This is a genomic window from Tabrizicola soli (assembly GCF_015999335.1).
GTDB lineage: Bacteria > Pseudomonadota > Alphaproteobacteria > Rhodobacterales > Rhodobacteraceae > Tabrizicola > Tabrizicola soli.
This window is the reverse complement of record NZ_JAEACP010000006.1, coordinates 109,076-134,113: the sequence shown is the minus strand read 5'-3', so window position 1 is coordinate 134,113 and position 25,038 is coordinate 109,076. Positions and strand designations below refer to the sequence as shown.

The 25,038-nt window shown below is 68.2% G+C and carries 20 protein-coding genes and 1 pseudogene; 14 read left to right on the top strand and 7 right to left on the bottom strand.

The features are described 5' to 3' along the window. Positions 1-18: 18 nt before the first annotated feature. The 5 genes from I7S92_RS07080 to I7S92_RS07060 form a co-directional block, all read right to left on the bottom strand. Entirely contained in the window at positions 19-1,632 is a 1,614-nt protein-coding gene (locus I7S92_RS07080) for an ABC transporter ATP-binding protein (protein WP_197642791.1), read from the bottom strand. Beyond that, the gene (locus I7S92_RS07075) at positions 1,629-2,456 is read right to left on the bottom strand and encodes an ABC transporter permease (protein WP_197642790.1); all 828 of its coding nucleotides are present in this window, start codon (positions 2,454-2,456) and stop codon (positions 1,629-1,631) included. The genes I7S92_RS07080 and I7S92_RS07075 overlap by 4 nt, the downstream gene beginning before the upstream one ends. A gap of 3 nt (positions 2,457-2,459) precedes the next feature. After that, complete coding sequence (locus I7S92_RS07070) at positions 2,460-3,419, bottom strand: ABC transporter permease (protein ID WP_197642789.1); 960 nt, start codon at positions 3,417-3,419, stop codon at positions 2,460-2,462. After that, entirely contained in the window at positions 3,419-4,975 is a 1,557-nt protein-coding gene (locus I7S92_RS07065; RefSeq protein WP_197642788.1) for an ABC transporter substrate-binding protein, read from the bottom strand. Before I7S92_RS07065 ends, I7S92_RS07070 begins: the two co-directional genes overlap by 1 nt. 135 nt (positions 4,976-5,110) lie before the next feature. Further along, a complete protein-coding gene (locus I7S92_RS07060; RefSeq protein WP_242070100.1) occupies positions 5,111-5,986 on the bottom strand; it encodes a LysR family transcriptional regulator in 876 nt (291 codons plus the stop codon). Positions 5,987-6,179: 193 nt separating this feature from the next. Between I7S92_RS07060 and I7S92_RS07055 the strand changes: the two genes are divergently transcribed. From I7S92_RS07055 to I7S92_RS07000, 12 genes are all read left to right on the top strand, one after another. Beyond that, on the top strand, positions 6,180-7,562 hold the full coding sequence (locus I7S92_RS07055) for an NAD(P)/FAD-dependent oxidoreductase (protein ID WP_197642787.1): 1,383 nt from the start codon (positions 6,180-6,182) through the stop codon (positions 7,560-7,562). 69 nt (positions 7,563-7,631) lie between these two features. Continuing rightward, entirely contained in the window at positions 7,632-8,939 is a 1,308-nt protein-coding gene (locus I7S92_RS07050) for a vanadium-dependent haloperoxidase (protein ID WP_197642786.1), read from the top strand. Beyond that, positions 8,936-10,498 (top strand): CRTAC1 family protein, encoded by a 1,563-nt coding sequence (locus tag I7S92_RS07045; protein ID WP_197642785.1) that lies wholly within the window; start codon positions 8,936-8,938, stop codon positions 10,496-10,498. Before I7S92_RS07050 ends, I7S92_RS07045 begins: the two co-directional genes overlap by 4 nt. A 176-nt stretch (positions 10,499-10,674) precedes the next feature. Next, complete coding sequence (locus I7S92_RS07040; RefSeq protein ID WP_197642784.1) at positions 10,675-11,811, top strand: serine/threonine-protein kinase; 1,137 nt, start codon at positions 10,675-10,677, stop codon at positions 11,809-11,811. 3 nt (positions 11,812-11,814) lie between these two features. After that, positions 11,815-12,522, top strand: a complete 708-nt coding sequence (locus I7S92_RS07035) for an HAD family hydrolase (RefSeq protein ID WP_197642783.1) — start codon at positions 11,815-11,817, stop codon at positions 12,520-12,522. Continuing rightward, a complete protein-coding gene (locus I7S92_RS07030) occupies positions 12,519-13,475 on the top strand; it encodes a sugar-binding transcriptional regulator (RefSeq protein ID WP_197642782.1) in 957 nt (318 codons plus the stop codon). The genes I7S92_RS07035 and I7S92_RS07030 overlap by 4 nt, the downstream gene beginning before the upstream one ends. 105 nt (positions 13,476-13,580) lie before the next feature. Next, on the top strand, positions 13,581-14,891 hold the full coding sequence (locus tag I7S92_RS07025) for an ABC transporter substrate-binding protein (protein WP_197642781.1): 1,311 nt from the start codon (positions 13,581-13,583) through the stop codon (positions 14,889-14,891). A 165-nt stretch (positions 14,892-15,056) separates the two neighbouring features. Next, on the top strand, positions 15,057-15,929 hold the full coding sequence (locus I7S92_RS07020) for a carbohydrate ABC transporter permease (RefSeq protein ID WP_197642780.1): 873 nt from the start codon (positions 15,057-15,059) through the stop codon (positions 15,927-15,929). Position 15,930: 1 nt separating this feature from the next. Continuing rightward, positions 15,931-16,761: a carbohydrate ABC transporter permease gene (locus I7S92_RS07015; protein WP_197642779.1), complete on the top strand. Its 831-nt coding sequence runs from the start codon at positions 15,931-15,933 to the stop codon at positions 16,759-16,761. Between the two features lie 7 nt (positions 16,762-16,768). Further along, positions 16,769-17,758: an ABC transporter ATP-binding protein gene (locus I7S92_RS07010; RefSeq protein WP_197642778.1), complete on the top strand. Its 990-nt coding sequence runs from the start codon at positions 16,769-16,771 to the stop codon at positions 17,756-17,758. Next, positions 17,755-18,522, top strand: coding sequence for an L-iditol 2-dehydrogenase (locus I7S92_RS07005; protein WP_197642777.1), 768 nt, complete (start codon positions 17,755-17,757; stop codon positions 18,520-18,522). Before I7S92_RS07010 ends, I7S92_RS07005 begins: the two co-directional genes overlap by 4 nt. Further along, positions 18,519-19,964: a mannitol dehydrogenase family protein gene (locus tag I7S92_RS07000; RefSeq protein ID WP_197642776.1), complete on the top strand. Its 1,446-nt coding sequence runs from the start codon at positions 18,519-18,521 to the stop codon at positions 19,962-19,964. The genes I7S92_RS07005 and I7S92_RS07000 overlap by 4 nt, the downstream gene beginning before the upstream one ends. A 41-nt stretch (positions 19,965-20,005) precedes the next feature. On the opposite strand, the pseudogene I7S92_RS06995 reads toward I7S92_RS07000, so the two are convergent. Next, positions 20,006-21,711: pseudogene (locus I7S92_RS06995) on the bottom strand (NAD(P)H-hydrate dehydratase). A 170-nt stretch (positions 21,712-21,881) separates the two neighbouring features. Here I7S92_RS06995 and I7S92_RS06990 point away from each other — a divergent pair. Both I7S92_RS06990 and glnA read left to right on the top strand, forming a co-directional pair. Then, positions 21,882-22,220 (top strand): P-II family nitrogen regulator, encoded by a 339-nt coding sequence (locus I7S92_RS06990; protein ID WP_197642775.1) that lies wholly within the window; start codon positions 21,882-21,884, stop codon positions 22,218-22,220. 92 nt (positions 22,221-22,312) lie between these two features. Next, entirely contained in the window at positions 22,313-23,722 is a 1,410-nt protein-coding gene (gene glnA / locus I7S92_RS06985) for a type I glutamate--ammonia ligase (RefSeq protein ID WP_197642774.1), read from the top strand. A gap of 268 nt (positions 23,723-23,990) precedes the next feature. On the opposite strand, the gene I7S92_RS06980 is transcribed toward glnA, so the two are convergent. Continuing rightward, the gene (locus tag I7S92_RS06980; protein ID WP_197642773.1) at positions 23,991-24,875 is read right to left on the bottom strand and encodes an endonuclease/exonuclease/phosphatase family protein; all 885 of its coding nucleotides are present in this window, start codon (positions 24,873-24,875) and stop codon (positions 23,991-23,993) included. Positions 24,876-25,038 lie beyond the last annotated feature (163 nt).

Below are 25,038 nucleotides of genomic sequence, written 5' to 3'. Positions count from 1 at the left end.
AATTCAGCTTGGGTGGCCTCACCGCGCGCGGCGGGCCATGATGTCGTCCAGCCAGTCCTGCCGCAGCTCCGGCACGGATTCGAGCAGCGTGCGGGTATAGGCCGCCTGGGGGGTCTGGAAGAGGTCAGCGGTCGGGCGGTCCTCGACGATCCGGCCCTTCTGCATCACCACCGTCCGCTCGGCCAGGCGGCGGACGACCGAGAGGTCATGGGTGATGAAGAGGTAGGTCATGCCCAGTTCGTCCTGCAACTTGCGCAGAAGGTTCAGGATGTCCTCGGCGATCAGCGGGTCCAGCGCCGAGGTCACCTCGTCGCAGATCAGAAGGTCCGGCTGGGCCGCAAGCGCGCGGGCGATGCAGACGCGCTGCTTCTGGCCACCCGAAAGCGCGCCGGGCAGGCGGTCGGCAAAGTCGTCCGGCAGGCCGATCAGGGCCAGAAGCTGCCGCAGCTCGTCACGCAGCGCCGTGCCCTTCAGGCCGCGGTAGAAGGTCAGCGGGCGCGCGATCGTCTCGCCGACCGACTGGCGCGGGTTCAGCGCCACGTCGGGCAGCTGATAGATCATCTGGATCGCCTTCAGGTCGGCGATGCCGCGCTTGCGGTAGCTGCCCTCCAGCGCCCGCCCGGCAAAGGTCACCCGGCCCGCGGCGGGCGACAGCAGCCCCGCGACCAGCCGCGCCAGCGTCGACTTGCCCGAACCGGATTCGCCCACCACGGCCAAGGTCTCGCCCCGCCGCAGCGAAAGGGAAACGTCGTTCAGGATCGTCAGCCCGGAATAGCCCGCCGAAACGCGGTCCAGCGCCAGCAGCACCTCACCCCCGGCCTTCTGGCTGCCGCGCGCAGGCCGAAGCGACCCTTCCCGCTCCGCCACAAGCCGCCGGGTATAATCCGCTTTCGGGGCCTGCAGGACCTCGCCGGTCGCGCCGGTCTCGACTTCCTTGCCGTGGCGCAGGACCATCAGACGGTCGGCGATCTGGGCGACCACGGCAAGGTCGTGGGTGATGTACAGCGCCGAGGTGCCATAGCGCCGCATCGTGTCGCGCAGAAGGGCCAGGACCTCGATCTGGGTGGTCACGTCCAGCGCGGTCGTCGGCTCGTCCAGGACCAGGACGTCGGGCTTGGCGGCCATGGCCATCGCCATCATCGCGCGTTGCAGCTGCCCGCCCGAGACCTGATGCGGATAGCGCAGGCCGAAGCTTTCGGGGTTCGGCAATTGCAGGGCGCGGAACAGCTCCAGCATCCAGGCGCGGGCCTCGGGCGCGGTCATCACCCCATGCTGGACCGGCGCCTCGATGATCTGCCGGTCCAGCCGCATCGACGGGTCGAAGGCCGCGGCGGCACTTTGCGCGACATAGGCGATGCGCGCGCCGCGCATGGCCTCGCGCACGGATTTGCCGGACTGCGTCAGCTCGGTCCCGGTCAGGGTGATCTGTCCGCCCGCGATCCGGCAACCGCCCCGGCCATAGCCCATGGCCGCAAGCCCGATGGTCGATTTGCCCGCCCCGGATTCGCCGATCAGGCCCAGCACCTCGCCCCGTTTCAGGTCCAGCGAGATGCCATCGACCAGCACGGCGCCGTTCGGGGCCACGACGCGCAGGTCGCGGATGGACAGCACGCGGTCTGCGACTTCGGTCAACGGTTCTCTCCCTGAACGGTGGTCCGCCCGGCCAGAAGCCAGTCGACGACAAGGTTCACGCCGATGGTCAGCAGCGCGATGGCGGCGGCGGGGAACAGCGGGGCGTAAAGGCCGTAAAGGATGCCCTGCTGGTTGTCGCGCACCATGCCGCCCCAGTCGGCGAAGGGCGGCTGCACGCCAAGGCCCAGATAGGACAGGCCGGCGACGAACAGGAAGGTGAAGCAGAAGCGCAGCCCGAACTCGGCCACCAGGGGCGGCATGGCGTTGGGCAGGATCTCCTTGCGGATCATCCAGACCAGGCCCTCACCCCGCAGCCGGGCGACCTCGGCATATTCCATGGCGTTGATGCCCTGGGCCAGGATGCGCGCCAGGCGGAAGACGCGGGTGGAATCCAGAAGGCCGATGGTGATGATCAGGACCGGCAGACTGGAGCCCAGCGCCTGCAGCACCACCAGCGCCGAGATCAGGACCGGCACGCTCATGATCGCGTCGACGGTCCGCGACATGGCGATGTCCGTCACCCCGCCCCGGATCGCCGCCAGCACGCCCAGCGGCACGCCGATGGAGAACGAGAGGCCCACCGCCAGAAGCGAGACGCCGATCGACAGCTGCGCGCCGTAAAGCATCCGCGAAAGCATGTCGCGGCCGTTCTGGTCCAGGCCCAGCGGATGCTCGGCCGAAGGGGCGGCGAAGGGGGTGCCCAGCGTCTCCTCCAGCCCGTAGGGGGCCAGAAGCGGACCGGCCAGGAAGATGACCAGGTTGGCGGCGATCAGCGCCAGGCCGATCCAGCTGGTCAGCGTGAATTTGCGGGTTGTGCCGGCCATGGTTCAGCTTTCCGAGATCCGGGGATGGCGCAGGCGCGGGTTCAGCGCGATGGCGCCGATGTCGGCCATCATGTTCAGCAGGATATAGGCGGCGGCAAAGACCATCGCGGCCCCCTGCACCATCGGCAGGTCGCGCTTGGAGACCGCATCCACCATGAACCGGCCCAGGCCGTTGTAGTTGAAGACCGCCTCGACCAGCACGACGCCGGTGATCAGATAGGCGATGTTGAAGGCGACGACGTTGATGATCGGCGCGGCTGCGTTCGGCACCGCATGGCGCAGCACGACGCGGCTGTTCGGCAGGCCCTTGAGATAGTTCATCTCGATATAGGGCTGGTCCATCACCGCCAGCACCGCCGTCCGCGTCATCCGCATGACCTGCGCCACCGTCACCAGCGTCAGCACGATCATCGGCAGCGTGGTGGCCTTCAGCCAGGCCAGGAAGCCCATGCCGTCATAGGTGTCGGCAAGACTGGGCAGCAGCCCGGTATGGACCGACAGGAGCAGGATCAGGAGAAGGCCAAGGAAATACTCCGGCAGCGACACCGTCGCCAGCGCCACCACATTCGCCGCGCGGTCGAAGACCGATCCGCGCCAGACGGCGGAAAGGATGCCCAGCGTCACCGCCAGGGGCAGCGAGACCGCCGCCGCATAGGCCGCCAGCGCCATGGTGTTCCAGAACCGCGGCCAGAGCAGATCGGCAACCGGCTGGCGGTTGGTCAGCGACTGGCCGAGGTCGCCCCGGACGAAATTCGCAAGCCAGCTGAAATACCGCTGGACCGCCGGAACATCGAGGCCAAGCGTCTCGCGCAGCGCGGCAAGGGATTCCGGGGTGGCGTTCTGGCCAAGGATCGCTGCGGCGACGTCACCGGGAAGGATCTCCGTCCCGGCGAACACCAGGACGGAGACGATCCACAGGGTCAGGAGGCCCCATCCCAGCCGCACGAGGACGACGCGGGTCATCAGGCTTCCAGCCAGATCTTCTCGGCCATCCGGGCGCCCATCAGGTTGAACATCGGATGCGGCCCGACGCCCTTCACCTTGGTCGAGACGGCGTCGAGGTAGTCGCCGAACATCGGGATCATCGCGCCGCCCTCGTTGCTGATCAGCTCCTGCAGGCGCCAATAGATCTCGCGGCGGCGGGTGTCGTCCAGCAGCGCGCGCGCCTCGACCAGAAGCTTGTCGAACTCCTCGTTCGCCCAGCGGGTGTCGTTCTGCGCCGAGGCCGACTGGTAGGCGATGGTCAGCATCTGGTCCGCCGTGGGACGGCCGCCCCAGAAGGACATGCAGAACGGCGCCTTCATCCAGACGTTATCCCAGTAGCCGTCGGCGGGCTCGCGCTTCACCTCGACCTCGATCCCGGCCGCCGCGGCGGCCGTGCGGTAGATCGCCGCCGCATCCACCGCCCCCGTGAAGGCCGCGTCCGAGGAGGACAGGGTGACTTTCAACGCGTCGAGCCCGGCCTCCTTCAGGTAGAACTTCGCCTTCTCCGGGTCGTAGGGGCGCTGCGGCAGCTCGCTGTTGTAGAAGCGGTCGGTGCTGGGGATCGGGTGGTCGTTGCCCAGCCGGCCATTGCCCAGAAGGGCGGTCTGCAACAGCTGCTCGCGGTCGATCGAATGTTTGATCGCCATGCGGATGTTGTTGTCGGTGAAGGGCGCCTGGGTGCAATCCATCAGGAAGGTGAAATGCTGCCCGCCGGCCGAACGCACGATCTGAAGGTTGGGGGCCCGCGACAGAAGGTCGACGGTCTTGAAATCGACCCCGTTCATGGCATGGACCTGCCCCGACATCAGCGCATTGGTCCGCGCGGCGATGTCGTTGATCACGATGACCTCGACCGCGTCCACATTGGCGCAGCCCGGCTTCCAGTAGCTTTCGTTGCGCACAAAACGCGCCCGCACCCCCGGCTCGAAGCTTTCAAGGGTGAAGGGGCCGGTGCCGATCGGGTTCGACCAGTCCTGGAACCCCTCGGGCACCACCAGGAAGTGATAGTCGGACAGGACATAGGGGAGGTCGGCATTGCCGCTTTCCAGCGTGATCTTCACCTCGCTGTCGGAAACCTTGGCCACGTCCTTGAACGCCGCCGCGACCGACCGCGCGGCCGAGGTCGTGTCGGCGCCGCGGTGGATGTTCAGCGAATAGACGATGTCATCGGCGGTCAGCGTCTTGCCGTTGTGGAAGGTCACGCCCTGGCGCACCTTGAAGGTCCAGTCCACAGCACCTTCCGCGGCGGTCCAGCTTTCGAACAGCTCGGGCTGCGCCACGTTGTCCTTGTCGATCTCGACGAGGCCGTTCATCACCATGTAGGCCTGGTTCACCGGCACCCAGTCGGTCAGCTTGCGCAGGTCGAAATCGTCGGTGGTCGAGCCGCCGCCGATCCCCATGATGAAGACGCCGCCCCGCACCGGGGTTTCCTGCGCCCAGGTCGGGCGTCCGAACATGCCCGCAAGGCCCAGCGCCGAGGCGCCGGCGATCAGGCTTCTGCGGTCAAGGATCAGCCCCTTGGAATTGCTTGTCATGTCGTCACCCCCTCTTTTCCTCCCGGCCAGACTCGCCAGGGGACCTCGGGGGGAAGGCTAACTTGTCATAATTTCGGAGTGCAAATGACAAATAGTCATGGCCACATGCCCCCCGGTCCAACTGTCTGAAACCGTTCAGCGGTTGCTGGCGATCAGCCAGTCCGCCACCCGCCGCGCAAGCTGGCGCATGTGGCGTTCGGCCGGCCGCAAAAGGTAATAGCCGCCCCGGCCCAGCAGGACATGCGGATGCGCCTGCACCAGCCGCCCCGCCGCCAGCTCGTCGCGGATCAGCCAGGTCCAGCCCATCGCCACCCCCAGCCCGTCACGCGCGGCCCGGATCGCCATGTCGTAATCGGAAAGCTTCCAGCGCCGCACGGTCTCGGGCAGGGTGACGCCCGCTTCGGACAGCCAGTTGCCCCAGTCCGTCCATTCCTTCAGCGTCTCCTCGATCGCCAGGATGACCGGCTGCGTCTGCCGGGCCAGCGGTTCCAGCGTGGGCGCGATCACCGGCACCATCTCCTCGCGTCCCAGCTGGCCCAGGGTGCGGTCGGGCAGCGGGCTTGGCAGGAAGGCGATGGCAAGGTCGTAGTCGTCGCCGCGCCGCAGGACCGAATTGTCGTCGACGCGCAGCTTCAGTTCCAGATTGGGGAATTCCGCGCTCAGGGCGGACAGGCGCGGCACCAGCCAGAGCTCGCCCACCGCGCGCGAGCACGAGAGCGTCAGCCGCCCCTGGGCCTGCCGCTTCAGCGACCTGTCGCCGAGGTTGGTCAGCACATCCAGCGCCGCCGCCACCTCCTGCGCGTATTCGGCGCCGATCCGGGTCAGCACGACACCCGAGGCGGTCCTTTCGAACAGCTCGACGCCCACATCCTCCTCCAGCCGCAGGATGCGCCGGCTGATCCCGCTTTGCGTCAGGCCCAGAACGGCTGCCGCATCCGAGAAACTGCCGCAGCGTGCGACCATCTGGAACGCGATCAGCGATTTCAGCGGCGGGATTCCGTCCGTCTCCAAGGCCGCGACCTCCTTGCGCCCGGTCCATCGGACGCTGATAGAGGGCGGCCCGGATTTCGGCAATGGATCACGCCCCTGCCCATGCGGAACGGGCTGCGATGCGGGGCAGGCAGAGATCGGACCAGTTATCGGCTTTGTTTATATTATTTGAAGCCTTATGCAGGGACATGAGCAGAATTGACGGTTGATTGACATGGGACAGACGAAGATCGGCGATGTCTCGTTCTGGTATGCCGACATCGGCCTGCCCTACCCGCGCGCTTGCCTCGCGGGGGATGCGACGGCGGATGTGGCGCTCATCGGGGCGGGCTATACCGGGCTCTGGGCGGCCTATTACCTGAAGCGGGCGAATCCCGGCCTCGACGTGCTGGTGATCGAGAAGGATTTCGCAGGCTTCGGGGCCTCGGGGCGCAATGGCGGCTGGCTGAGCGGCGGCTTCGCCTGGAACCACCGGCGCTATCTGGAGGGTTCCTCGGAACACGCCGTCCGCGCCATGGTCGAGGCGATGGGCGGCACGGTGGACGAGGTGATCCGCGTCGCCGGGGCCGAGGGGATCGAGGCCGACATCCAGCGCACCGACGAGCTGCTGGTCGCGACCAATCCGGCACAGCTGGCCCGGATGCGGGCCGAGATCGCCGAACGCCGGCATTGGGGCGAGGAGGAGCGGGTCCACGAGATCGGGGCCGAGGAGCTTTCCGGCCGGATCCACATTCCCGGCGCGCTGGGGGCGATGGTGGTCGGCAATGTCGCCCGTATCCAGCCCGCGAAACTGGTCCGGGGCCTGGCGCGGGCCGTGGACCGGCTGGGGGTGCGCCTGGTCGAGGGGACCGCGGTCATCGGCTATGAGAAGGGCCTGGTCACCACCGACCGGGGCCTCGTGCGTGCGCCGGTGATCCTGCGCTGCACCGAGGGCTTCACCGCCGGCCTGCCGGGCCACGGGCGCGAATGGCTGCCGCTGAACTCGGCCCAGATCGTGACCGAGCCGCTGCCCCGCGAAGTCTGGGACCGGATCGGCTGGGAGGGGCAGGAGATCGTCGGCGACATGGCCAACGCCTATTGCTACTGCCAGCGCACGCGCGAGGGGCGGATCGCGGTGGGCGGGCGCGGCGTGCCCTACCGCTTCGGCTCGGCGCTGGATGTGAACGGCGCGCCGGACGCCGAGACCATCCGGCGGCTGGAGGCGATCCTGCGCCGGCATTTCCCCGCTGCGGCAGGCGCGCGGATCGACCATGCCTGGTGCGGCGTCCTCGGCGTGCCGCGCGACTGGTGCGCGACGGTGGGGCTGGACCCGGCGACGGGTCTCGGCTGGGCGGGGGGCTATGTCGGCGTGGGGGTCTCGACCGCGAACCTTGCCGGGCGGACGCTGGCCGATCTGGTGCTGGGGCGGGACAGCGACCTGGTGCATCTGCCCTGGGTCAACCGCCGGGTGAAGGCATGGGAGGGGGAACCCTTCCGCTGGCTCGGGGTGCAGGGCATGTATGCCCTCCTGAGCGCCGCCGACCGCCGCGAAGCGCGTCCCGGCGCGGGCCCCTCAAGGCTGGCCGCACTCGGCAACTGGCTGACCGGACGCAGCTGAGACGGCACGCTTGCCCGGAATGTCGACGCCTGCCATAACCGGCAGCGCGGACGTCCTTGGGAGGAACCGATGCAGCTGAACCGCCGGGGTTTCATCGCGCTGTCGCTGGCCTTGGCCGCCCGGCCCGCGCTGGCGGCGGACCGGGGGCAGCTGTGCTGCGAGGTGCTGATCGACTGGCACCGGCTGATCCTGGAACTGGTCCGCCACACCGCGACCTATTCGCCCCCCGTAGCCAGCCGGGCCTTTGCCTATCTCGGGGTGGCGGCGCATGAGGTGCTGGCCTCCGGCGATCCGGCCCTGGTCAGCCTGGCGGGGCAGTTGAACGGTCTTGCCCCCCTGCCCCCGCGTGGCGAAGGCGCGTTCGACGCGGCGGCGGTGATGCAGGCGGCCCTGGCCGAGGCGGTGCCGGCCCTCTTCGGCAATACCGGCCCGACCGGACAGCGGGCCATGGCGGCCATGGCGCGGAAACAGGCGGCAGCGACGGCGACGGGCCTCCCGGAGGCGGTGGCGGCGCGCAGCGCCGCCCATGGCGCGGCGCTGGCCCGGCATCTCCTCGCCTGGGCCGCGGCCGATGGCGGGGCCGTGGTCGCGAACATGGGCTTTCCGCAGGACTACACCCCCGGCGCCGCGCCGCAGGACTGGGTTCCGACCAGCCTCGTCCGCCAGCAGCAGGCCCCGCTCCTGCCCGACTGGGGCAAGGTCCGGCCCTTCGCCATGCCCGCGGGCGATGCCTGCGCCCTGCCTCCGCCCCCGCCCTATTCCGAAGCCCCCGACTCCGATTTCTACCGGGCGGCGCTCGAGGTGCGGGATGCGGTCGCGGGCCTGACCGAGGAGCAGCGGCTGATCGCCCGCTTCTGGTCGGACGATCCGATGCTCTCGCCAACGCCGCCGGGGCACTGGATCGCGATCCTGCTGGAGATCGCCGCGCGCGACGGGCTCTCGGCCGAGCGTCTGGCCGGGGCGCTGGCGCTTCTGGGGGTGGCGGTGGCGGATGGGTTCATCGCCTGCTGGCAGACCAAGTTCGAGATCAACCTCCTGCGCCCCGTCACCTATATCCGCCGGGTGATCCAGCCCGATTGGGAGCCTTTGCTGATCACGCCGCCCTTCCCGGAATATCCCTCGGGCCATTCCAGCCAGTCGGGCGCGGCGGCCACCGTCCTGACCGCGCTCTTCGGCGAGGATTTCGCCTTCGTCGACACAACCCATGCCGACGACGGCCTGCCGGTGCGGTCCTTCCCGGGCTTCTGGGCCGCCGCCGAGGAGGCCGCGATCTCGCGGCTTTACGGCGGCATCCACTACCGCTTCGCCGTCGAAAGGGGCCTGGACCAGGGTCGCTGCGTGGGCGCCCATGCGCTTGCGCTGCGGATCACCGCATGAGGCCCGCGCTGGGACTGCTCCTCGCACTCGCCGGCCCGGCGCTGGCCGAGCCGGAACTGCCCCGTTTCACCGAGGAGGGCGCCGCGGCGGGAATCGACACGGCCTATCAGGGCGACTGGGACTATATGGTCGGCGGCGGGGTCGCGGCCTTCGACTGTTCGGGTGACGGCTTCCCCGAACTCTTCCTGTCCGGCGGCAGCGCACCCTCGGCGCTTTACCTGAACCGCAGCCGGCAGGGCGGTCCTCTGGCCTTCGAGAAGACCGATGCGCTGGCCGAGGAGGCGGTGCTCGGGGCCTGGCCGCTGGATGTGGACAGCGACGGGCTCATGGATCTGGTTCTGCTGCGGCAGGGCGAGAACCGGCTGCTGCGCGGCCTCGGCGACTGCCGCTTCGAAGGGGCGAACGCGGCCTGGGGCTTCGACGGCGGCGACGCCTGGTCCACCGCCTTCGCGGCGATCTGGGAGCGCGGAGAAAACTGGCCGACCCTGGCCGTCGGCAATTACATCGACCGGCAGGAGGAGGCCTTTCCCTGGGGCTCGTGCACCGACAACTGGCTGCACCGGCCCATGGGGCAGGGCTTCGCGCCGCCGGTCCCGTTGACTCCTTCCTTCTGCGCATTGTCCATGCTCTTCACCGACTGGAACCGATCGGGGACGCCAAGCCTGCGGGTGTCGAACGACCGGGAATACTACAAGGGCGGGCAGGAGCAGCTCTGGCATCTGGAACCGGGCCAGCCGCCGCGCCTCTACACCGAGGCCGAGGGCTGGAAACGGTTGCGCATCTGGGGGATGGGCATCGCCGGCGCGGACCTAAACCGCGACGGCTGGCCCGATTATTTCCTGACCAGCATGGCCGACAACAAGCTGCAGGTGCTGAAGGACACCGGCTCGGCCCGGCCGGATTACGCCGACCTGGCCTTCAAGTCCGGCATCACCGCACACCGGCCCTATACCGGCGGCGACACGCGGCCCTCGACCGCCTGGCACCCGCAATTCGCCGATGTGAACAACGACGGCCGGCTGGACCTGTTCGTGGCCAAGGGCAACGTCGCCGAGATGCCGGATTTCGCGGCGCAGGACCCGAACAACCTGCTTCTCGGGCAGGAGGACGGCACCTTCCTGGAAGTCGGCGACCGCGCGGGCGTGGCCAGCATGGGCGTCGCGCGGGGGGCGCAGCTGGTGGACCTGAACCTGGACGGGGCGCTGGATCTGGTGGTGGTCAACCGCTGGGCCCGGGCCGAGCTCTGGCGGCAGACCGGCCCGCTTTCAGGCAACTGGCTGCAGATCCGGCTGCGGCAGGACGGCGCGAACCGCGACGCGATCGGCGCGGTGGTCGAGATCCGGCGCGGTGCAGCGGTCGAGCGGCACGAGATCGCGGCGGGGGGCGGCCATGCCTCGGGCGCGGCCGGCTGGCGGCATTTCGGCCTTGGGGCGCAGACGGCGGCCGAGCTGCGGGTGATCTGGCCCGACGGCCGCGCGGGCGACTGGCAGAACCTGCCCGCGGGCGGCTTTCACATCCTGCGCCCCGACCGGCCGCCCGAAGGCTGGCAACCGGGCTGACCCATGCCACGCCACATTTGCGCCACCATCCTGCGAGAGCTTGTCCCCCTCTGTGCGGGGTCGCCCTTGCGATCCGCCCTCGCCATGTCCAACATGCCCCCGTCCCGGGGACATGCGATTCCTTCCGCCTGATCCGCTGAACTCTGCCCGCAAGACCGAGACCGGAAAAGCCTTCCATGCAACACGCGTCCCGCGACCCCGATGACCTGCCGCCTGACGGCGACGTCTTCGCCGACGACCTGAAGCCGGGGACGACGCTTCTGGATGGCCATTACACGATCCTGGGCTTTCTCAACAGCGGCGGCTTCGGGATCACCTATCTGGCGAAGGATTCGCTCGACCGGACGGTGGTGATCAAGGAGTGCTTTCCGAACACGCTCTGCCGCCGCTCGACCTCGGTGGTGCGGGCAAGGTCGCGCAAGCACCAGGGCGAGCTGCGCAGCTTCGTCGAGAATTTCGTCGCCGAGGCCCGCAGCCTGGCCCGGCTGGTCCATCCGAACATCGTCGGCGTGCACCAGGTGTTCGAGGACAACGATACCGCCTACATGGTGCTGGATTTCATCGACGGACGCGACCTGCAGGCGATCATGGAGACGACGGACCGGGCCTTCGCACCGGGCCAGATCGTGACCATGCTGAAGAAGATGCTGAGCGCGGTCGAATTCATCCACCAGACGGGGATGCTGCACCGCGACATCTCGCCCGACAACATCCTGATCGACCCGCAGGGCAACCCGATCCTGATCGACTTCGGCGCGGCCAGCGAGCAGACCACACGCGCGACCAGGGTCCTGACCGGACGGCGCGTGGTCAAGGAGGGCTACTCGCCGCAGGAATTCTACCTGACCGGCGCCGAACAGGGCCCGTGGAGCGACCTTTATGCCCTGGGCGCGACCTTTCACATGCTGATCGCCGGCCAGCCCCCGCCCGACAGCCAGCGCCGCCTGGCCCGTGTGGCCGAGGGCATCGGCGATCCCTACGCTCCGCTTGCCGGACGCTACGCGGGCTATCCACCCGGCTTTCTCGAGAGCATCGACAAGGCCGTGAGCGTCCTGCCCAGGGACCGCATCGGCACCGCCGCCGACTGGCTGGAACTGATCCGCAAGGGCGAGAGGGGAGCGGCCGCCCCCGCTCAGCACCTGCCCGAGCCGAGCCTGATGCTCGACCCCCAGCGATCGCTGCAGCCGGACATCTCCGAGAAGCTCGACCGCTTCCTTGCCAATACGCCCGGCTATTTCCTCGGCTTCTTCCTGACCGCTTTGGCTGGCCTGTTTGTCGGCGCGGCGTTCCTTTTCTTCTGGTTCCTGGGCTGACTCATGCCCGCGCCCGCAGCAGGATCCGGCCCGAAGGCGTTCGACCTGGTCATCTTCGACTGCGACGGCGTGCTGATCGACAGCGAGATCATCTCGGCGCGGATGCTGGTGCAGGAACTGGCCCGGCTTGGGGTGCGCATCGACCTTGCCTATGTCGCACGGCATTTCCTGGGCCGCAGCTACCCCACCGTCATGGCCACGATCCGGCAGGACTTCGGACTGGACCTGCCGTCCTCGTTCGAGGAGGATTATCGCGAACGGCTGCTGGAGGGCTTCCGCCAGGGCCTGCGGATCATGCCGGGGGTGATTTCGGTGCTGGATGCGCTGGGGGTTCCCTGGTGTGTCGCCACCTCCTCCTCGCCGCGCCGGGTCGGGATGTCGCTGGCGCTGACCGGCTTGACGGAACGGGTGGGCGGACGACTATACACGGCAAGCCAGGTGCGGAACGGCAAGCCCGCGCCGGACCTGTTCCTGTTTGCGGCCGCGCGGATGGGGGCAGAGCCTGCCCGCAGCCTGGTGATCGAGGACAGCCTGACCGGCCTGCGTGCCGCGCAGGCGGCCGGGATGGCGGTCTGGCAGTTCACCGGCGGCAGCCATTTTCGCGTCGGCGGCGCCGCGCCCGATCCGCTGCCGGATCCGCCGCCCGACCGGCGTTTCGATGACTTTGCCGATTTCTTCACGCCTGCCCCTGCCCTGCGGAGACCCGGATGAGCCGCCCCGACGCCGAACCCAGCCTGCATGACGACGCCGCCCGGGCGGGTTGGCTGTATTACGTCGGCGGCATGACCCAGGACCAGATCGCCGCCGAACTCGGCATCAGCCGCCAGCGCGCCCAGCGCCTGGTCAGCCGCGCCATGGCCGAAGGGCTGATCCAGGTCCGGTTGAACCACCGGATCGGCGCCTGCCTCGACCTGGAGGCCGCCCTGCGCGACCGTTTCGGACTGGACCGGGTGCGGGTCGCGCCCGGTCTTGGCGCCGGGGCCGACCCGGTGCGCGCGATTGCCCCGGCCGCGGCGGCCGAACTGGAGCGTTTCCTGCGGATGCCGGAGCCGCTGGTGGTGGCACTGGGGACGGGACGCGCCCTGCGCGGCATGGTCGACGCGATGGTCGAGATCGACTCGCCGCAGCATCGCCTGGTCTCCCTGATCGGCAACATCGCCCCCGATGGCTCGGCCTCCTTCTTCGACGTGGTCATGCGGATCGCCGACAAGGTGCGCGCGCCGCATTACCCGATGCCGGTCCCGGTGATCAGCCCCACGCCCGAGGAGAACGAGGCCTTCCACCGCCTGCCCCCGGTCCGCAAGGTGGTGGCGCTGGCCGAGGCGGCAGACGTGGTCTTCGTCGGCGTCGGCCAGATGTCGAACGACGCCCCCCTGCTGGCCGACGGCTTCGTCACCCGGGCCGAACTGGACGAGATGCAGACGGCCGGTGCCTCGGGCGAGGTGGCCGGCTGGGTCTTCGACTCGGAAGGGCGCTACCTGGACCTGGGGACCAACCGGCGCACCGGCGGGGTGCGGGTCGCGCCGGGGCTGGCGCGGCCCTCGATCGGGATTGCTGCGGGCGCATCCAAGGTCCCCGCGATCCTCGCCGCCCTGAAATCGCGCATCATCAACGGGCTGGTCACCGACGAGCCGACCGCCCGCGCGCTCCTGTCCCGCGCCTGACCTTCGCAATCGCGGCGGAAGTGGGGGCTTGACGACTCTGGTCGATGTATGAGCATTTACCCATAAGGCGATGATTTGCTCATACGCTGACCCAGGGAGGGAACCATGACCACGACGCTACGCGCGCTTCTCGGCGCGACGGCTCTGGTTGCGCTGTCGGGCGCGGCCATGGCCGAGACCACCATCACCGTCGCCACCGTGAACAACGGCGACATGGTCCGCATGCAGGGCCTGATGGACGACTTCAACGCCAAGCATCCCGACATCAAGGTCGAATGGGTGACGCTGGAAGAGAACGTCCTGCGCCAGAACGTGACGACCGACATCGCCACCGGCGGCGGCCAGTACGACGTGATCACCATCGGCACCTACGAGGTTCCGATCTGGGGCAAGCAGGGCTGGCTCGAAAGCCTGAACGACCTGCCGGCGGAATATGACGTGGACGACCTCTTGCCCGCGATCCGCGGCGGCCTGACCGTGGACGGCAACCTCTACGCCGCGCCGTTCTATGGCGAATCCTCGATGGTGATGTATCGCAAGGACCTGATGGAAGCCGCCGGGCTGACCATGCCCGACGCGCCGACCTGGGCCGACATCGAGAAGGCCGCGGCCGCGATGACCGACAAGTCCAAGGAACAGTATGGCGTGTGCCTGCGCGGCAAGGCCGGCTGGGGCGAGAACATGGCCTTCCTGACCGCCATGTCCAACAGCTTCGGCGCGCGCTGGTTCGACGAGAACTGGGTGCCGCAGTTCGACCAGCCGGAATGGAAGGCGACGCTGGACTTCTACCTGAACCTGATGAACCAGTATGGCCCCCCCGGCGCCTCGAACAACGGCTTCAACGAGAACCTGACGCTGTTCCAGCAGGGCAAGTGCGGCATGTGGATCGACGCCACCGTGGCGGCGTCCTTCGTGACCGGCAAGGACTCGACCGTGGCCGACAAGGTCGGCTTCGCCCTCGCCCCCGACAACGGCCTCGGCAAGCGCGGCAACTGGCTCTGGGCCTGGAGCCTCGCGATCCCGTCCTCCTCGGACGCCAAGGACGCGGCCAAGGTCTTCATCGACTGGGCGACCAACAAGGATTACCTCGCCCTCGTCGCGTCGAAGGAAGGCTGGGCCAACGTTCCTCCGGGCACGCGGACCTCGCTCTACTCGAACGAGGAATATGCCAAGGTGCCTTTCGCCAAGATGACGATCGACAGCATCAACTCGGCCGACCCGAATGCCCCGACCGTGAAGCCGGTGCCTTATGTCGGCGTCCAGTTCGTCGCCATCCCCGAGTTCCAGGGCCTGGGGACGAGCGTGGGCGAGATCTTCTCGGCGGCGCTGGCCGGCCAGAAGACGGCGGACGAGGCGCTGGCGGAAGCCCAGACGCTGGTCACGGACGAGATGAAGGCCGCAGGCTACATCCAATGACAGCGATCCCGGGGGCGGTCTCCCCGGCCCCCGGGATCACCTTCGGCTTGCGGGCGTCCTCGCCTGCAAGCCGCCGCCCGTAAAGAAAGCCTGCTTCTTCGCCTGCGCGGTGCCCCTGGCGTCGCATCCTTCATGCATCGGTCGCTGATTCCGGGAGGCCCGCCCATGTCCACGCAATCCAGCCGCCTTGCCGCCCGCATGATGGTGGCGCCCTCCGTGGTGCTCCTCCTGATCTGGATGATCGTGCCGCTGGCGATGACGCTGTATTACTCCTTCCGCTTCTACCGCCTGCTGTCGCCGGACCGCACCGGCTGGACCGGCTTCACCAACTACCTGTGGTTCTTCAACTCGCCGGATTTCTGGCTGGCCCTGTGGAACACGCTGGCGCTGGTCGGCGGCGTGCTGGTCATCACCGTCACCCTGGGCATCCTGATCGCCCTGCTGATCGACCAGCCGGTGAAGGGCCAGGGCCTCCTGCGCATCCTGGTGATCGCGCCCTTCTTCGTGATGCCGCCGGTCGCCGCCTCGATCTGGGAAAACCTGTTCATGCACCCCCAGAACGGCCTCTTCGCCGCCGTGGCGCGGGGTTTCGGGGCGCAGCCGATCCTGTTCCTGGAGCAGTATCCGATGCTCTCGGTCATCGGCATCGTCAGCTGGGAATGGCTGCCCTTCGCCACGCTGATCCTCTTGACCGCGCTGCAATCGCTGTCCTCGGAACAACTGGAAGCCGCCGAGATGGACGGCGCCTCGGCCTTCAGCCGCTTCCGCTACATCATCCTGCCGCACATGACACGCGCCATCACCGTGGTGATCCTGATCCAGACGATCTTCCTTCTGGGCATCTTCGGCGAGATCTTCACGACCACCCAGGGCGGCCCCGGATCGGCCAGCACCACCCTGCCCTACATGATCTTCAAGCAGGCCATCGCCGCCAAGGACATCGGCCGCGCCGCCGCCGGCGGGATCATCGCGGTGATCCTGGCGAACATCGTCGCCTATTTCCTGATGCGCGGCCTTGGCCGGAACCTGGAGAACTGAAATGGCCCGCGCCCTCTCCCCCCGCCGCCAACTGATCACCACAATCGCCGCCTGGAGCGTCGCGCTGCTCATCTTCTTCCCCGTGCTCTGGATGATCCTGACCAGCTTCAAGACCGAACCCTCGGCCGTCGCCATGCCGCCCGAGTTCCTCTCGGCCGACTGGACGCTGGAGAACTACGCCGAGGTCTGGGCGCGGTCGGACTATCCGCGCTTCTTCTGGAACTCGGTGGTGATCTCGGTCGGCTCCACCCTCCTCGGCCTTGTCGTTGCAGTCCCCGCCGCCTGGGCCATGGCCTTCGTTCCCGGCAGGCGGACCAAGGACCTCCTGATGTGGATGCTCTCGACCAAGATGATGCCGGCGGTGGCGGTGATGATCCCGCTTTACCTCCTGTTTCAAAGGCTTGGCCTGATCGACACCAAGTTCGGCCTGGTGATTGCGCTGATGCTGATGAACCTGCCGATCATCGTCTGGATGCTCTACACCTATTTCAAGGAAATCCCCGGCGAGATCCTGGAGGCCGCGCGGATGGACGGGGCGTCCTTGTGGAACGAGATCGTCCATGTGCTGACCCCGATGGCGCTGCCCGGCATCGCCTCGACCATGCTTTTGAACATCATCCTCGCCTGGAACGAGGCATTCTGGACCATCGTCCTGACCACCACCAAGGCGGCGCCCCTCTCGGCCTTCATCGCCAGCTTCTCGGCGCCGCAGGGCCTCTTTTACGCAAAACTCTCGGCAGCCAGCGCGATGGCGATCCTGCCGATCCTGATCCTTGGCTGGTTCAGCCAGAAGCAACTCGTGCGCGGCCTGACCTTCGGCGCGGTGAAGTGAGGAAACGATGGGCAAGATCGAACTGACCAAGGTCCGCAAGAGCTTCGGCGATGTCGATGTCATCCCCGGCATCGACCTGACCATCGAGAACGGCGAGTTCGTCGTCTTCGTCGGCCCCTCGGGCTGCGGGAAATCCACCCTCCTGCGCCTGATCGCGGGGCTGGAGGACACGACCTCCGGCACCATCGAGATCGACGGCAAGGACGCGACGAACCTGCCGCCCGCGAAACGGGGGCTGGCGATGGTGTTCCAGTCCTATGCACTCTATCCGCACATGACGGTGCGGAAGAACATCGCCTTCCCGCTGAAGATGGCGGGAATGGACCAGGCCGAGCAGGACCGCCGGGTGGAACGCGCCGCCAAGGTGCTGAACCTCGCGACCTACCTCGACCGCCGCCCGGGCCAGCTCTCCGGCGGCCAGCGCCAGCGCGTCGCCATCGGCCGCGCCATCGTGCGGGAACCGGCAGCGTTTCTCTTCGACGAGCCGCTGTCGAACCTCGATGCGGCCCTGCGGGTCGGGATGCGGCAGGAGATCAGCGAGTTGCACCAGTCGCTGAAGACGACGATGATCTATGTGACGCACGACCAGGTCGAGGCCATGACCATGGCCGACAAGATCGTGGTGCTGAATGCCGGCCGGATCGAACAGGTCGGCGCGCCGCTGGAGCTTTACAACCACCCCCGCAACCTCTTCGTCGCCTGTTTCATCGGCAGCCCGAAGATGAACGTCATCGAAGGCGCCGAAGCCGCGAAGCACAACGCCCATAGCATCGGCATCCGGCCCGAGCACATCACCGTCGGCGACGGCCCCTGGGAGGGCGTGGTCGGCCTGTCGGAGCACCTCGGCTCGGACAGCTTCCTGAAGGTCGCGGTCGAGGGGATCGGCACCCTCACCGTCCGCGCACCGGGCGAGATCCACGCCCACCACGGCGACCGGATCCGGCTGGCCCCGGCGGGCAAGATCCACCGCTTCGACGCACAGGGGCTGGCGCTATGAGGCTGCAAGGCAAGACCGCGCTGATCACCGGCGCCGCGCGCGGCATCGGGCTGGAATTCGCCCGCGCCTATCTCGCCGAGGGGGCCGAGGTCGCCCTCGCCGATGTCAACGCCGAGGCCGTGGCGGCCGCCGCGCGCGACCTCGGGCCCAAGGCCCATGCCGTGACGATGGACGTGACCGACCAGGCCAGCATCGACGCAGGCTTTGCCGAGGCGATCCGCCGGATGGGCAAGCTCGACATCCTGATCAACAACGCCGCGCTGTTCAGCGCCGCTCCCGTCGCCGAGATCACGCGAAAGGACTATGACCGGCTCTTCGCGGTCAATGTCGCGGGCACCCTCTTCTGCCTGCAGGCCGCCGCCCGCCACATGATCCCGCGCGGCGAGGGCACGATCATCAACATGGCCAGCCAGGCGGGCCGTCGCGGCGAAAGCCTGGTCGCGGTCTATTGCGCGACCAAGGCGGCGGTGATCTCGCTCACCCAGTCGGCGGGGCTGAACCTGATCAAGCACGGCATCAACGTCAACGCCATCGCCCCGGGCGTGGTGGACGGCGAGCATTGGGACGGGGTCGACGCCTTCTTCGCCCGCTACGAGGGCAAGGTCCCCGGCCAGAAGAAGCGCGAGGTCGGCGCCGCCGTGCCCTTCGGCCGGATGGGCACCGCACAGGATCTGACCGGAATGGCGATCTTCCTCGCCACGCCCGAAGCGAAATACATCGTCGCCCAGTGCTTCGGCGTGGACGGCGGCAACTGGATGGCATGATCATGCAACCGCAGCTCCCCACTTACGACCGCAGCAGACTCACCCCCGGCATCGTCCATATCGGGCTGGGCAACTTCCACCGCGCCCATATGGCCGTCTACCTGGACGATCTCTTCGCCAAGGGGCTTTGCCACGACTGGGCGATCCTTGGCGCCGGGGTGCGCGAAGGCGACGCAAGGATGCGCGCGGCGCTGAAGGCGCAGGATTGCCTCTCGACCGTGATCGAGCTCGACCCGAAGGGCAAGTCGGCGCGCCGCATCGGCAGCATGATCGACTTCCTGCCGGTCGAGGCCGACAACGCCGCCCTGATCGCCGCGATGGCGCGGCCCGAGATCCGCATCGTCAGCCTGACCGTCACCGAGGGCGGCTATTTCATCGACCCGGCCACCGGCCGCTTCGACCCCCGCGCCCCCGAGATCGCCCATGACGGCGCGAACCCGGACCGGCCCGGCACCGCCTTCGGCGCCATCGTCGCGGCCTTGAAGGCGCGGCGGGCGGCCGGGGTGCAGCCCTTCACGGTGATGAGCTGCGACAACCTGCCGGGCAACGGCGCGGTGACGCGGGCCGCCGTGGTCGGAACCGCCCGCCTCTCCGATCCCGCGCTTGCCGGCTGGATCGAGACCCAGGTCGCCTTCCCGAACGGCATGGTCGACCGCATCACCCCCGCTACCGGCCCGCGCGAACGCGAGATGGCCCGCGCCTTCGGGCTGGACGACCCGGTCCCCGTGACCTGCGAGCCCTTCCGGCAATGGGTGCTGGAGGACGACTTTCCCGCCGGACGGCCCGCCTTCGAGCAAGCGGGCGTGACCCTGACCCCGCATGTCCATGCCTTCGAGATGATGAAGATCCGCATCCTGAACGGCGGCCATGCCACCATCGCCTATCCCGGCGGGCTGATGGACATCGAATTTGTCCACGAGGCGATGGCGCATCCGCTGATCCGGGGCTTCCTCGACAGGGTGGAGCGCGAGGAGATCATCCCTTATGTCCCCCCCGTCCCCGACACGGACATCTCCGACTACTACAAGCTGATCGTCGAGCGGTTCAGCAATCCCGAGGTGGCGGATACCGAGCGGCGGCTCTGCCTCGACGGCTCGAACCGGCAGCCGAAGTTCATCATCCCCTCGATCCGCGACGCGCTGGCGGCGGGCGGCAGGATCGAGGGCCTCGCGCTGGTCTCGGCGCTCTGGTGCCGCTATTGCCAGGGGATGACGGACAGCGGGGCGGCGATCGCGCCGAACGATCCGAACTGGGATTACCTGCAGGCGCAGGCCCGCGCCGCGAACGAGATTCCACGCGTCTGGCTGCAGATGAAGCCGATCTATGGCGATCTGGTCGAGGACCCACGCTTCGTCGCCGCCTTCACCCGGGCGCTGGAGGCGCTGCGGGCGCAGGGCACGGCGGCGGTGCTGCGGGAATATATCGGGCGAGGTGCGCCGTAGCGCACCCTACGGGCGCCTGTGGGGTGCGCTACAGCGCACCGCTACACGCCCAACGCCCGGAACACCTTCGGCAATTCCTCGGCCAAGTCCTCCGCGATCAGCCCCGGCCCGAAGGACAGCGCGCATTCCACATGCAGCCAGGCCCCGGTGCAGGCGGCATCGAAGGGGCTGAACCCGCGCGCCAGAAGCCCGGCGATGAACCCCGCCAGCACGTCGCCGGATCCGGCGGTGGCAAGCCAGGGCGCAGCGCGCTCGTAGTGGGCGGAGTTGATCGCACAGCGCCCCGCGGGGTCGGCGATCACCGTGTCCGGGCCCTTGTAGAGGACCACGCAGCCTGCACGGGCGGCGGCCTCGCGGGTGGCGTCGACCTTGGAATAGGCGGGGCCTTTGGTGGCGGGGGCGGCGAGTTTCGCCGCGATGTCGGGGAAGAGGCGCGCGAACTCCCCGGCGTGGGGGGTGAGGACGCATCCTTCATGCAGGGCGGCGAAAAGGTCGGGGGTTTGCGAGAGGATCGTCAGCGCATCGGCGTCGAGGACGAGTCGGGGGGGGCCCCCCCCCCCCCCCCCGCCCCGCCCCCCCCCCCCCCCCGACTCCCCAACGCCACGGCCACCAATCCCGCCTCCCGCTCCCCGGTCCCCATCCCCGGCCCCAGACAGAGCGCGTTGATCCGCCCATCCTCCAGCACCCCGGCGAGGGCGTCGTCATCCGCCACCCCCCGCAGCATCACCGCGTCCAGGCGGGCGGCGTTCTCCGCGATGGCTTCCGGCGGACAGCCCACCGTCACCACCCCCGCCCCGATCCGCAAGGCCCCTCGCGCCGAAAGCCGCGCCGCCCCACCGCGGCCGGAGGGGCCGGAGAGGATGAGGGCGTGGCCGTGGGAGTATTTGTGGGCGTTCCGCGCTTCGACCCAGCCCTTCTTGCCCAGGATATACGTAGGCAGTGCGCCGGGTTGGTATTCGAAAGCAGCGCCGCTCGACTTTACCGGACCCACCAGCGAAAGCGTCACGCGGCGCAGAGAGCCGATCCAGTGCCCACGCATCCTTACGGGATCTTGCATGCGCCTCCAGGGGCCGACGCCAATGTCTTTGACGACAACGCGGCCACAGTGATCAGGCCCTTCATTGAGGAAATGACCGGCTCGGAGGCAGTCGAACGTGACGGTGAGGGCGGCGGATGGTCGAGCCCAACCCGCGATCAACATCTTCCCGCTGTCGAGACAAAGGCCAGACGGCGCATCTATTGCGACAAGCCGAGGATAGTGCTCGCCCCCATAGCCTCCAAGATGGCGCAGAAAACTCGCCAGATCGCCCTCTGGCGGGCGCGTCAGCCCGGTGCCGAAGATAGCATCGACGTAGAGGTCGGCGCAGGCGTTGCCGTGAACGGGATGCGGGGCACGAAACGACCGCTCGGTCAGCTCCCCCACCTCTCCCATCCCCCGCCACCGCTCATAGTTCACCCTTGCATCGGGCGGCAGCCTCGAAGGGTCGCCGTAGAGGAAGACCTCCACCTCCCAGCCCCATTCCCTCAGCAGCCGCGCCACCACGAACCCGTCGCCGCCGTTGTTGCCCGGTCCGCAGAGGACCACCGCCCGGTGCGAGGTCGCGCGCAGCTCCGGCCATTCCTCGAAGATCGCCTCGACCACCCCCCGCCCGGCGCGTTCCATCAGCTCCAGGCCGGTGACCTCGCCACCGGCAATCGCCGCCGCCTCGACGGCCCGCATCTGCGCCGCGGTCAGGAGTTCGGTCATTTCGCCGGCACCACAGTTCCCAGATCGCCCGCCCTGCAGGCGCGTTGCACAAATTTTGGGCGCATCCGCAGGAATCCCTCCGGCGAAGCGCATGGCGAGAGCCTGTCACATTGTCCCCCCTGCGGGGAAGTGGTGAGAGAGGCAAAGACGAAAACCGCGGGAGCCGGCCCATGAAGAAAGTCGAAGCGATCATCAAGCCGTTCAAGCTGGACGAGGTGAAGGAGGCGCTTCAGGAGGCCGGGATCCAGGGCCTCTCGGTCACCGAGGTCAAGGGCTTCGGCCGCCAGAAGGGCCATACCGAGCTTTATCGCGGCGCCGAATATGTCGTCGATTTCCTGCCCAAGGTGAAGATCGAGGTCGTGCTGACCGATGACATGGTCGACGCCGCCATCCAGGCGATCGTCTCGGCCGCGCGCACCGACAAGATCGGCGACGGCAAGATCTTCGTCACCCCCGTGGAACAGGCCATCCGCATCCGCACCGGCGAGACCGGCGACGATGCCGTCTGACCCAGGCCCAAAATTTTTCTAGAAAAATTTTGGGCTTGTCCGAACCCCGGCCCCAAGGCCACCCATCAACCCCCAAACCGAAAGGCCGTCAGATGAGCGCCGTTGCCAAGGCACTGCAACTGATCAAGGACGAGGAGATCGAATATGTCGATGTCCGCTTTACCGACCCCAAGGGCAAGCTCCAGCATGTGACCATGATCGTCGACCTGATCGACGAGGATTTCTTCGAGGAAGGCTTCATGTTCGACGGCTCGTCGATCGCGGGCTGGAAGTCGATCGACCAGTCCGACATGAAGCTGATGCCGGATGCGACCTCGGTCTACATCGACCCGTTCTACGCGGAAAAGACCCTGGCCGTGCATTGCAACGTGGTCGAGCCCGACACCGGCGAGGCGTATTCGCGCTGCCCGCGCCAGATCGCGCTGAAGGCCGAGGCCTACCTCAAGTCCTCCGGCATCGGCGATGCCTTCTACTGCGGGCCGGAGGCCGAGTTCTTCCTGTTCGACGACGTCCGCTACTCGGTCACGCCGCGCAAGGTGGCCTACGAGATCGACGCCGAGGCCGCCGCCTGGAACACCGACACCGTGACCGAGGGCGGCAACTATGGCCACCGCGCGGGCCACAAGGGCGGTTACTTCCCGGTGAACCCGATCGACGAGGCCCAGGACATCCGCGGCGAGATGCTCTCGACCATGAAGCGGATGGGGATGCGCGTCGACAAGCACCACCACGAGGTCGCGACCTGCCAGCACGAACTCGGCATGATCTTCGGCGGTCTGGTCGAGCAGGCCGACAACATGCAGAAGTACAAGTACGTGATCCACAACGTGGCGCATGCCTACGGCAAGACCGTGACCTTCATGCCAAAGCCGATGAAGGGCGACAACGGCAGCGGCATGCACGTCAACATGTCGATCTGGAAGAACGGCAAGCCCCTGTTCTCGGGCGACAAATATGCCGACCTGAGCCAGGAGGCCCTGTGGTTCATCGGCGGCATCCTGAAGCATGCCAAGGCGCTGAACGCGCTGACCAACCCCGGCACCAACAGCTACAAGCGCCTGATCCCCGGCTTCGAGGCCCCGGTCCTGCGCGCCTACTCGGCCCGCAACCGCTCGGGCTGCGTGCGGATCCCGTGGACGGAGAGCCCGAAGGCCAAGCGCGTCGAGGCCCGCTTCCCCGATCCGTCGGCCAACCCCTACCTGTGCTTCGCGGCGCTGCTGATGGCCGGCCTTGACGGCATCCGCAACAAGATCGACCCCGGCCCGGCTTCGGACAAGGATCTCTACGACCTGCCGCCCGAAGAGCTGGCCGAGATCCCGACCGTCTGCGGCTCCTTGCGCGAGGCGCTGGAGGAGCTGGAGAAGGACATGGACTTCCTGCTGGCGGGCGACGTCTTCACCCGCGACCAGCTGGAAAGCTACATGGCGCTGAAATGGGAGGAGGTCTACGCCTACGAGCATACCCCCCACCCGGTCGAGTACCAGATGTACTACTCCTGCTGAGCCCTGGGGCCAGGGATGCGAAAGGGCGCCTTCGGGCGCCCTTTTCCGTCGCTGTCCACGGTGGATCGAAGATCAAGGCGCTGGAATATCGATATGTTGCCTTCGGGCGTCAATCTTCCGGAAAGGATGCTCCGGCTGCCCCCGCGCCTGTGGCAGGCGTGGGAGGGGCTTGCGGGACCTCCTCCTCGTTCGACTTCGTCTCCTCGTCGAAGACGCCCGCGAGGAGTGACGAAGTCATCGACGAGCCTGCTCCCGCAGTCCGACCGCGTCAGGGCTCGAGTTCGGCCAGCAGGCCCAGGTGGTCGGAACCGAAGGCCGGGCGCAGGGTGATCCGGCCGCCGTCCGGGGCGAAGGCATGGTCGATCGGCAGGTGCATCAGCCGGCCGAACCCGAGGTAGGTGCCGCCGGTCGGGCCGGCCTGCACGACCCCTGCCGCCGCCGCCAGGCGCCGCACCGCATTGGCCCAGCCCACCATGTTGAAATCCCCCGCCATCAGGACCGGCCCGTCGAGCCCGGCCAGCACCGGCAGAAGCTGCGCCACATGGCCCGCCTGGTCGCTCGGCCAGGGCCAGGACAGGTGGATCGAGACGATCCAGACCTCGCGCTCGGCGAATTCGATCCGCAGCGCGGCGAGGCCGGGGGCGCAGGTCTCGCTGCCCGGCACCACCGGCAGGCGCGTCAGCACCGCATTGCCGCCGCTGCCGCCCTCCGGACAATAGAGCTGGCCCGGATAATCGGCCTTCAGCGCCTGCAGGAGCGCGAGGTTGGGCTCCGTCACCTCCTGCAGCGTCACCGCCAGCGGCCGGGTGGCGCCGATGTCGTCGGCCAGCGCGGTCAGTTCGGCATTCGCCTGCCACACGTTCTTCTGGTAAAGCAGGAACACCCCCGGCGGACCCGGCCAGAGGAAGGCAAGCGCCACCTGCGCGCCGGTCACCAGCGCCAGCAGGGTAGAGCCGAAGGCCGCCATCTGCAGCCCGGACAGTCCCGCGACCAGCGCCAGCAGCGCCAGCGCCCCGGCGGCATAGCCCCGGCCCACGGCCAGCGAATCGCCCAGGGGATGCAGCCAGCCCAGATAGCCCGCCGCCAGCGGGATGATCGTCAGCACCAGTGCGATCCTGACCAGCGCGGTCCAGATCGGATGTTCGTTCCCCATGTCGCCACCCACTCTCGCCCGGTCCCGGCCTGCCCCGGCCGGGCGGCCCCTGTTAGAGGCCCTGCGCCCGCCCTTCAACCCCGCGACTGCGGCGGCATCAAGGGGCCAGGCAGGGTTTTGCGCGCCTTCGGCTTGCGCCCCCTGGCCCTGCGGCGTAAGGGGC

What these genes read in the sequence shown, in the direction of transcription:
- I7S92_RS07075 (WP_197642790.1), bottom strand. Translation starts at nt 2,456, where the DNA reads ATGGCCGGCACAACCCGCAAATTCACGCTGACCAGCTGGATCGGCCTG.
- I7S92_RS07070 (WP_197642789.1), bottom strand. Translation starts at nt 3,419, where the DNA reads ATGACCCGCGTCGTCCTCGTGCGGCTGGGATGGGGCCTCCTGACCCTG.
- I7S92_RS07065 (WP_197642788.1), bottom strand. Translation starts at nt 4,975, where the DNA reads ATGACAAGCAATTCCAAGGGGCTGATCCTTGACCGCAGAAGCCTGATC.
- I7S92_RS07055 (WP_197642787.1), top strand. Translation starts at nt 6,180, where the DNA reads ATGGGACAGACGAAGATCGGCGATGTCTCGTTCTGGTATGCCGACATC.
- I7S92_RS07050 (WP_197642786.1), top strand. Translation starts at nt 7,632, where the DNA reads ATGCAGCTGAACCGCCGGGGTTTCATCGCGCTGTCGCTGGCCTTGGCC.
- I7S92_RS07045 (WP_197642785.1), top strand. Translation starts at nt 8,936, where the DNA reads ATGAGGCCCGCGCTGGGACTGCTCCTCGCACTCGCCGGCCCGGCGCTG.
- I7S92_RS07040 (WP_197642784.1), top strand. Translation starts at nt 10,675, where the DNA reads ATGCAACACGCGTCCCGCGACCCCGATGACCTGCCGCCTGACGGCGAC.
- I7S92_RS07035 (WP_197642783.1), top strand. Translation starts at nt 11,815, where the DNA reads ATGCCCGCGCCCGCAGCAGGATCCGGCCCGAAGGCGTTCGACCTGGTC.
- I7S92_RS07030 (WP_197642782.1), top strand. Translation starts at nt 12,519, where the DNA reads ATGAGCCGCCCCGACGCCGAACCCAGCCTGCATGACGACGCCGCCCGG.
- I7S92_RS07025 (WP_197642781.1), top strand. Translation starts at nt 13,581, where the DNA reads ATGACCACGACGCTACGCGCGCTTCTCGGCGCGACGGCTCTGGTTGCG.
- I7S92_RS07020 (WP_197642780.1), top strand. Translation starts at nt 15,057, where the DNA reads ATGTCCACGCAATCCAGCCGCCTTGCCGCCCGCATGATGGTGGCGCCC.
- I7S92_RS07015 (WP_197642779.1), top strand. Translation starts at nt 15,931, where the DNA reads ATGGCCCGCGCCCTCTCCCCCCGCCGCCAACTGATCACCACAATCGCC.
- I7S92_RS07010 (WP_197642778.1), top strand. Translation starts at nt 16,769, where the DNA reads ATGGGCAAGATCGAACTGACCAAGGTCCGCAAGAGCTTCGGCGATGTC.
- I7S92_RS07005 (WP_197642777.1), top strand. Translation starts at nt 17,755, where the DNA reads ATGAGGCTGCAAGGCAAGACCGCGCTGATCACCGGCGCCGCGCGCGGC.
- I7S92_RS07000 (WP_197642776.1), top strand. Translation starts at nt 18,519, where the DNA reads ATGATCATGCAACCGCAGCTCCCCACTTACGACCGCAGCAGACTCACC.
- I7S92_RS06990 (WP_197642775.1), top strand. Translation starts at nt 21,882, where the DNA reads ATGAAGAAAGTCGAAGCGATCATCAAGCCGTTCAAGCTGGACGAGGTG.
- glnA (WP_197642774.1), top strand. Translation starts at nt 22,313, where the DNA reads ATGAGCGCCGTTGCCAAGGCACTGCAACTGATCAAGGACGAGGAGATC.
- I7S92_RS06980 (WP_197642773.1), bottom strand. Translation starts at nt 24,875, where the DNA reads ATGGGGAACGAACATCCGATCTGGACCGCGCTGGTCAGGATCGCACTG.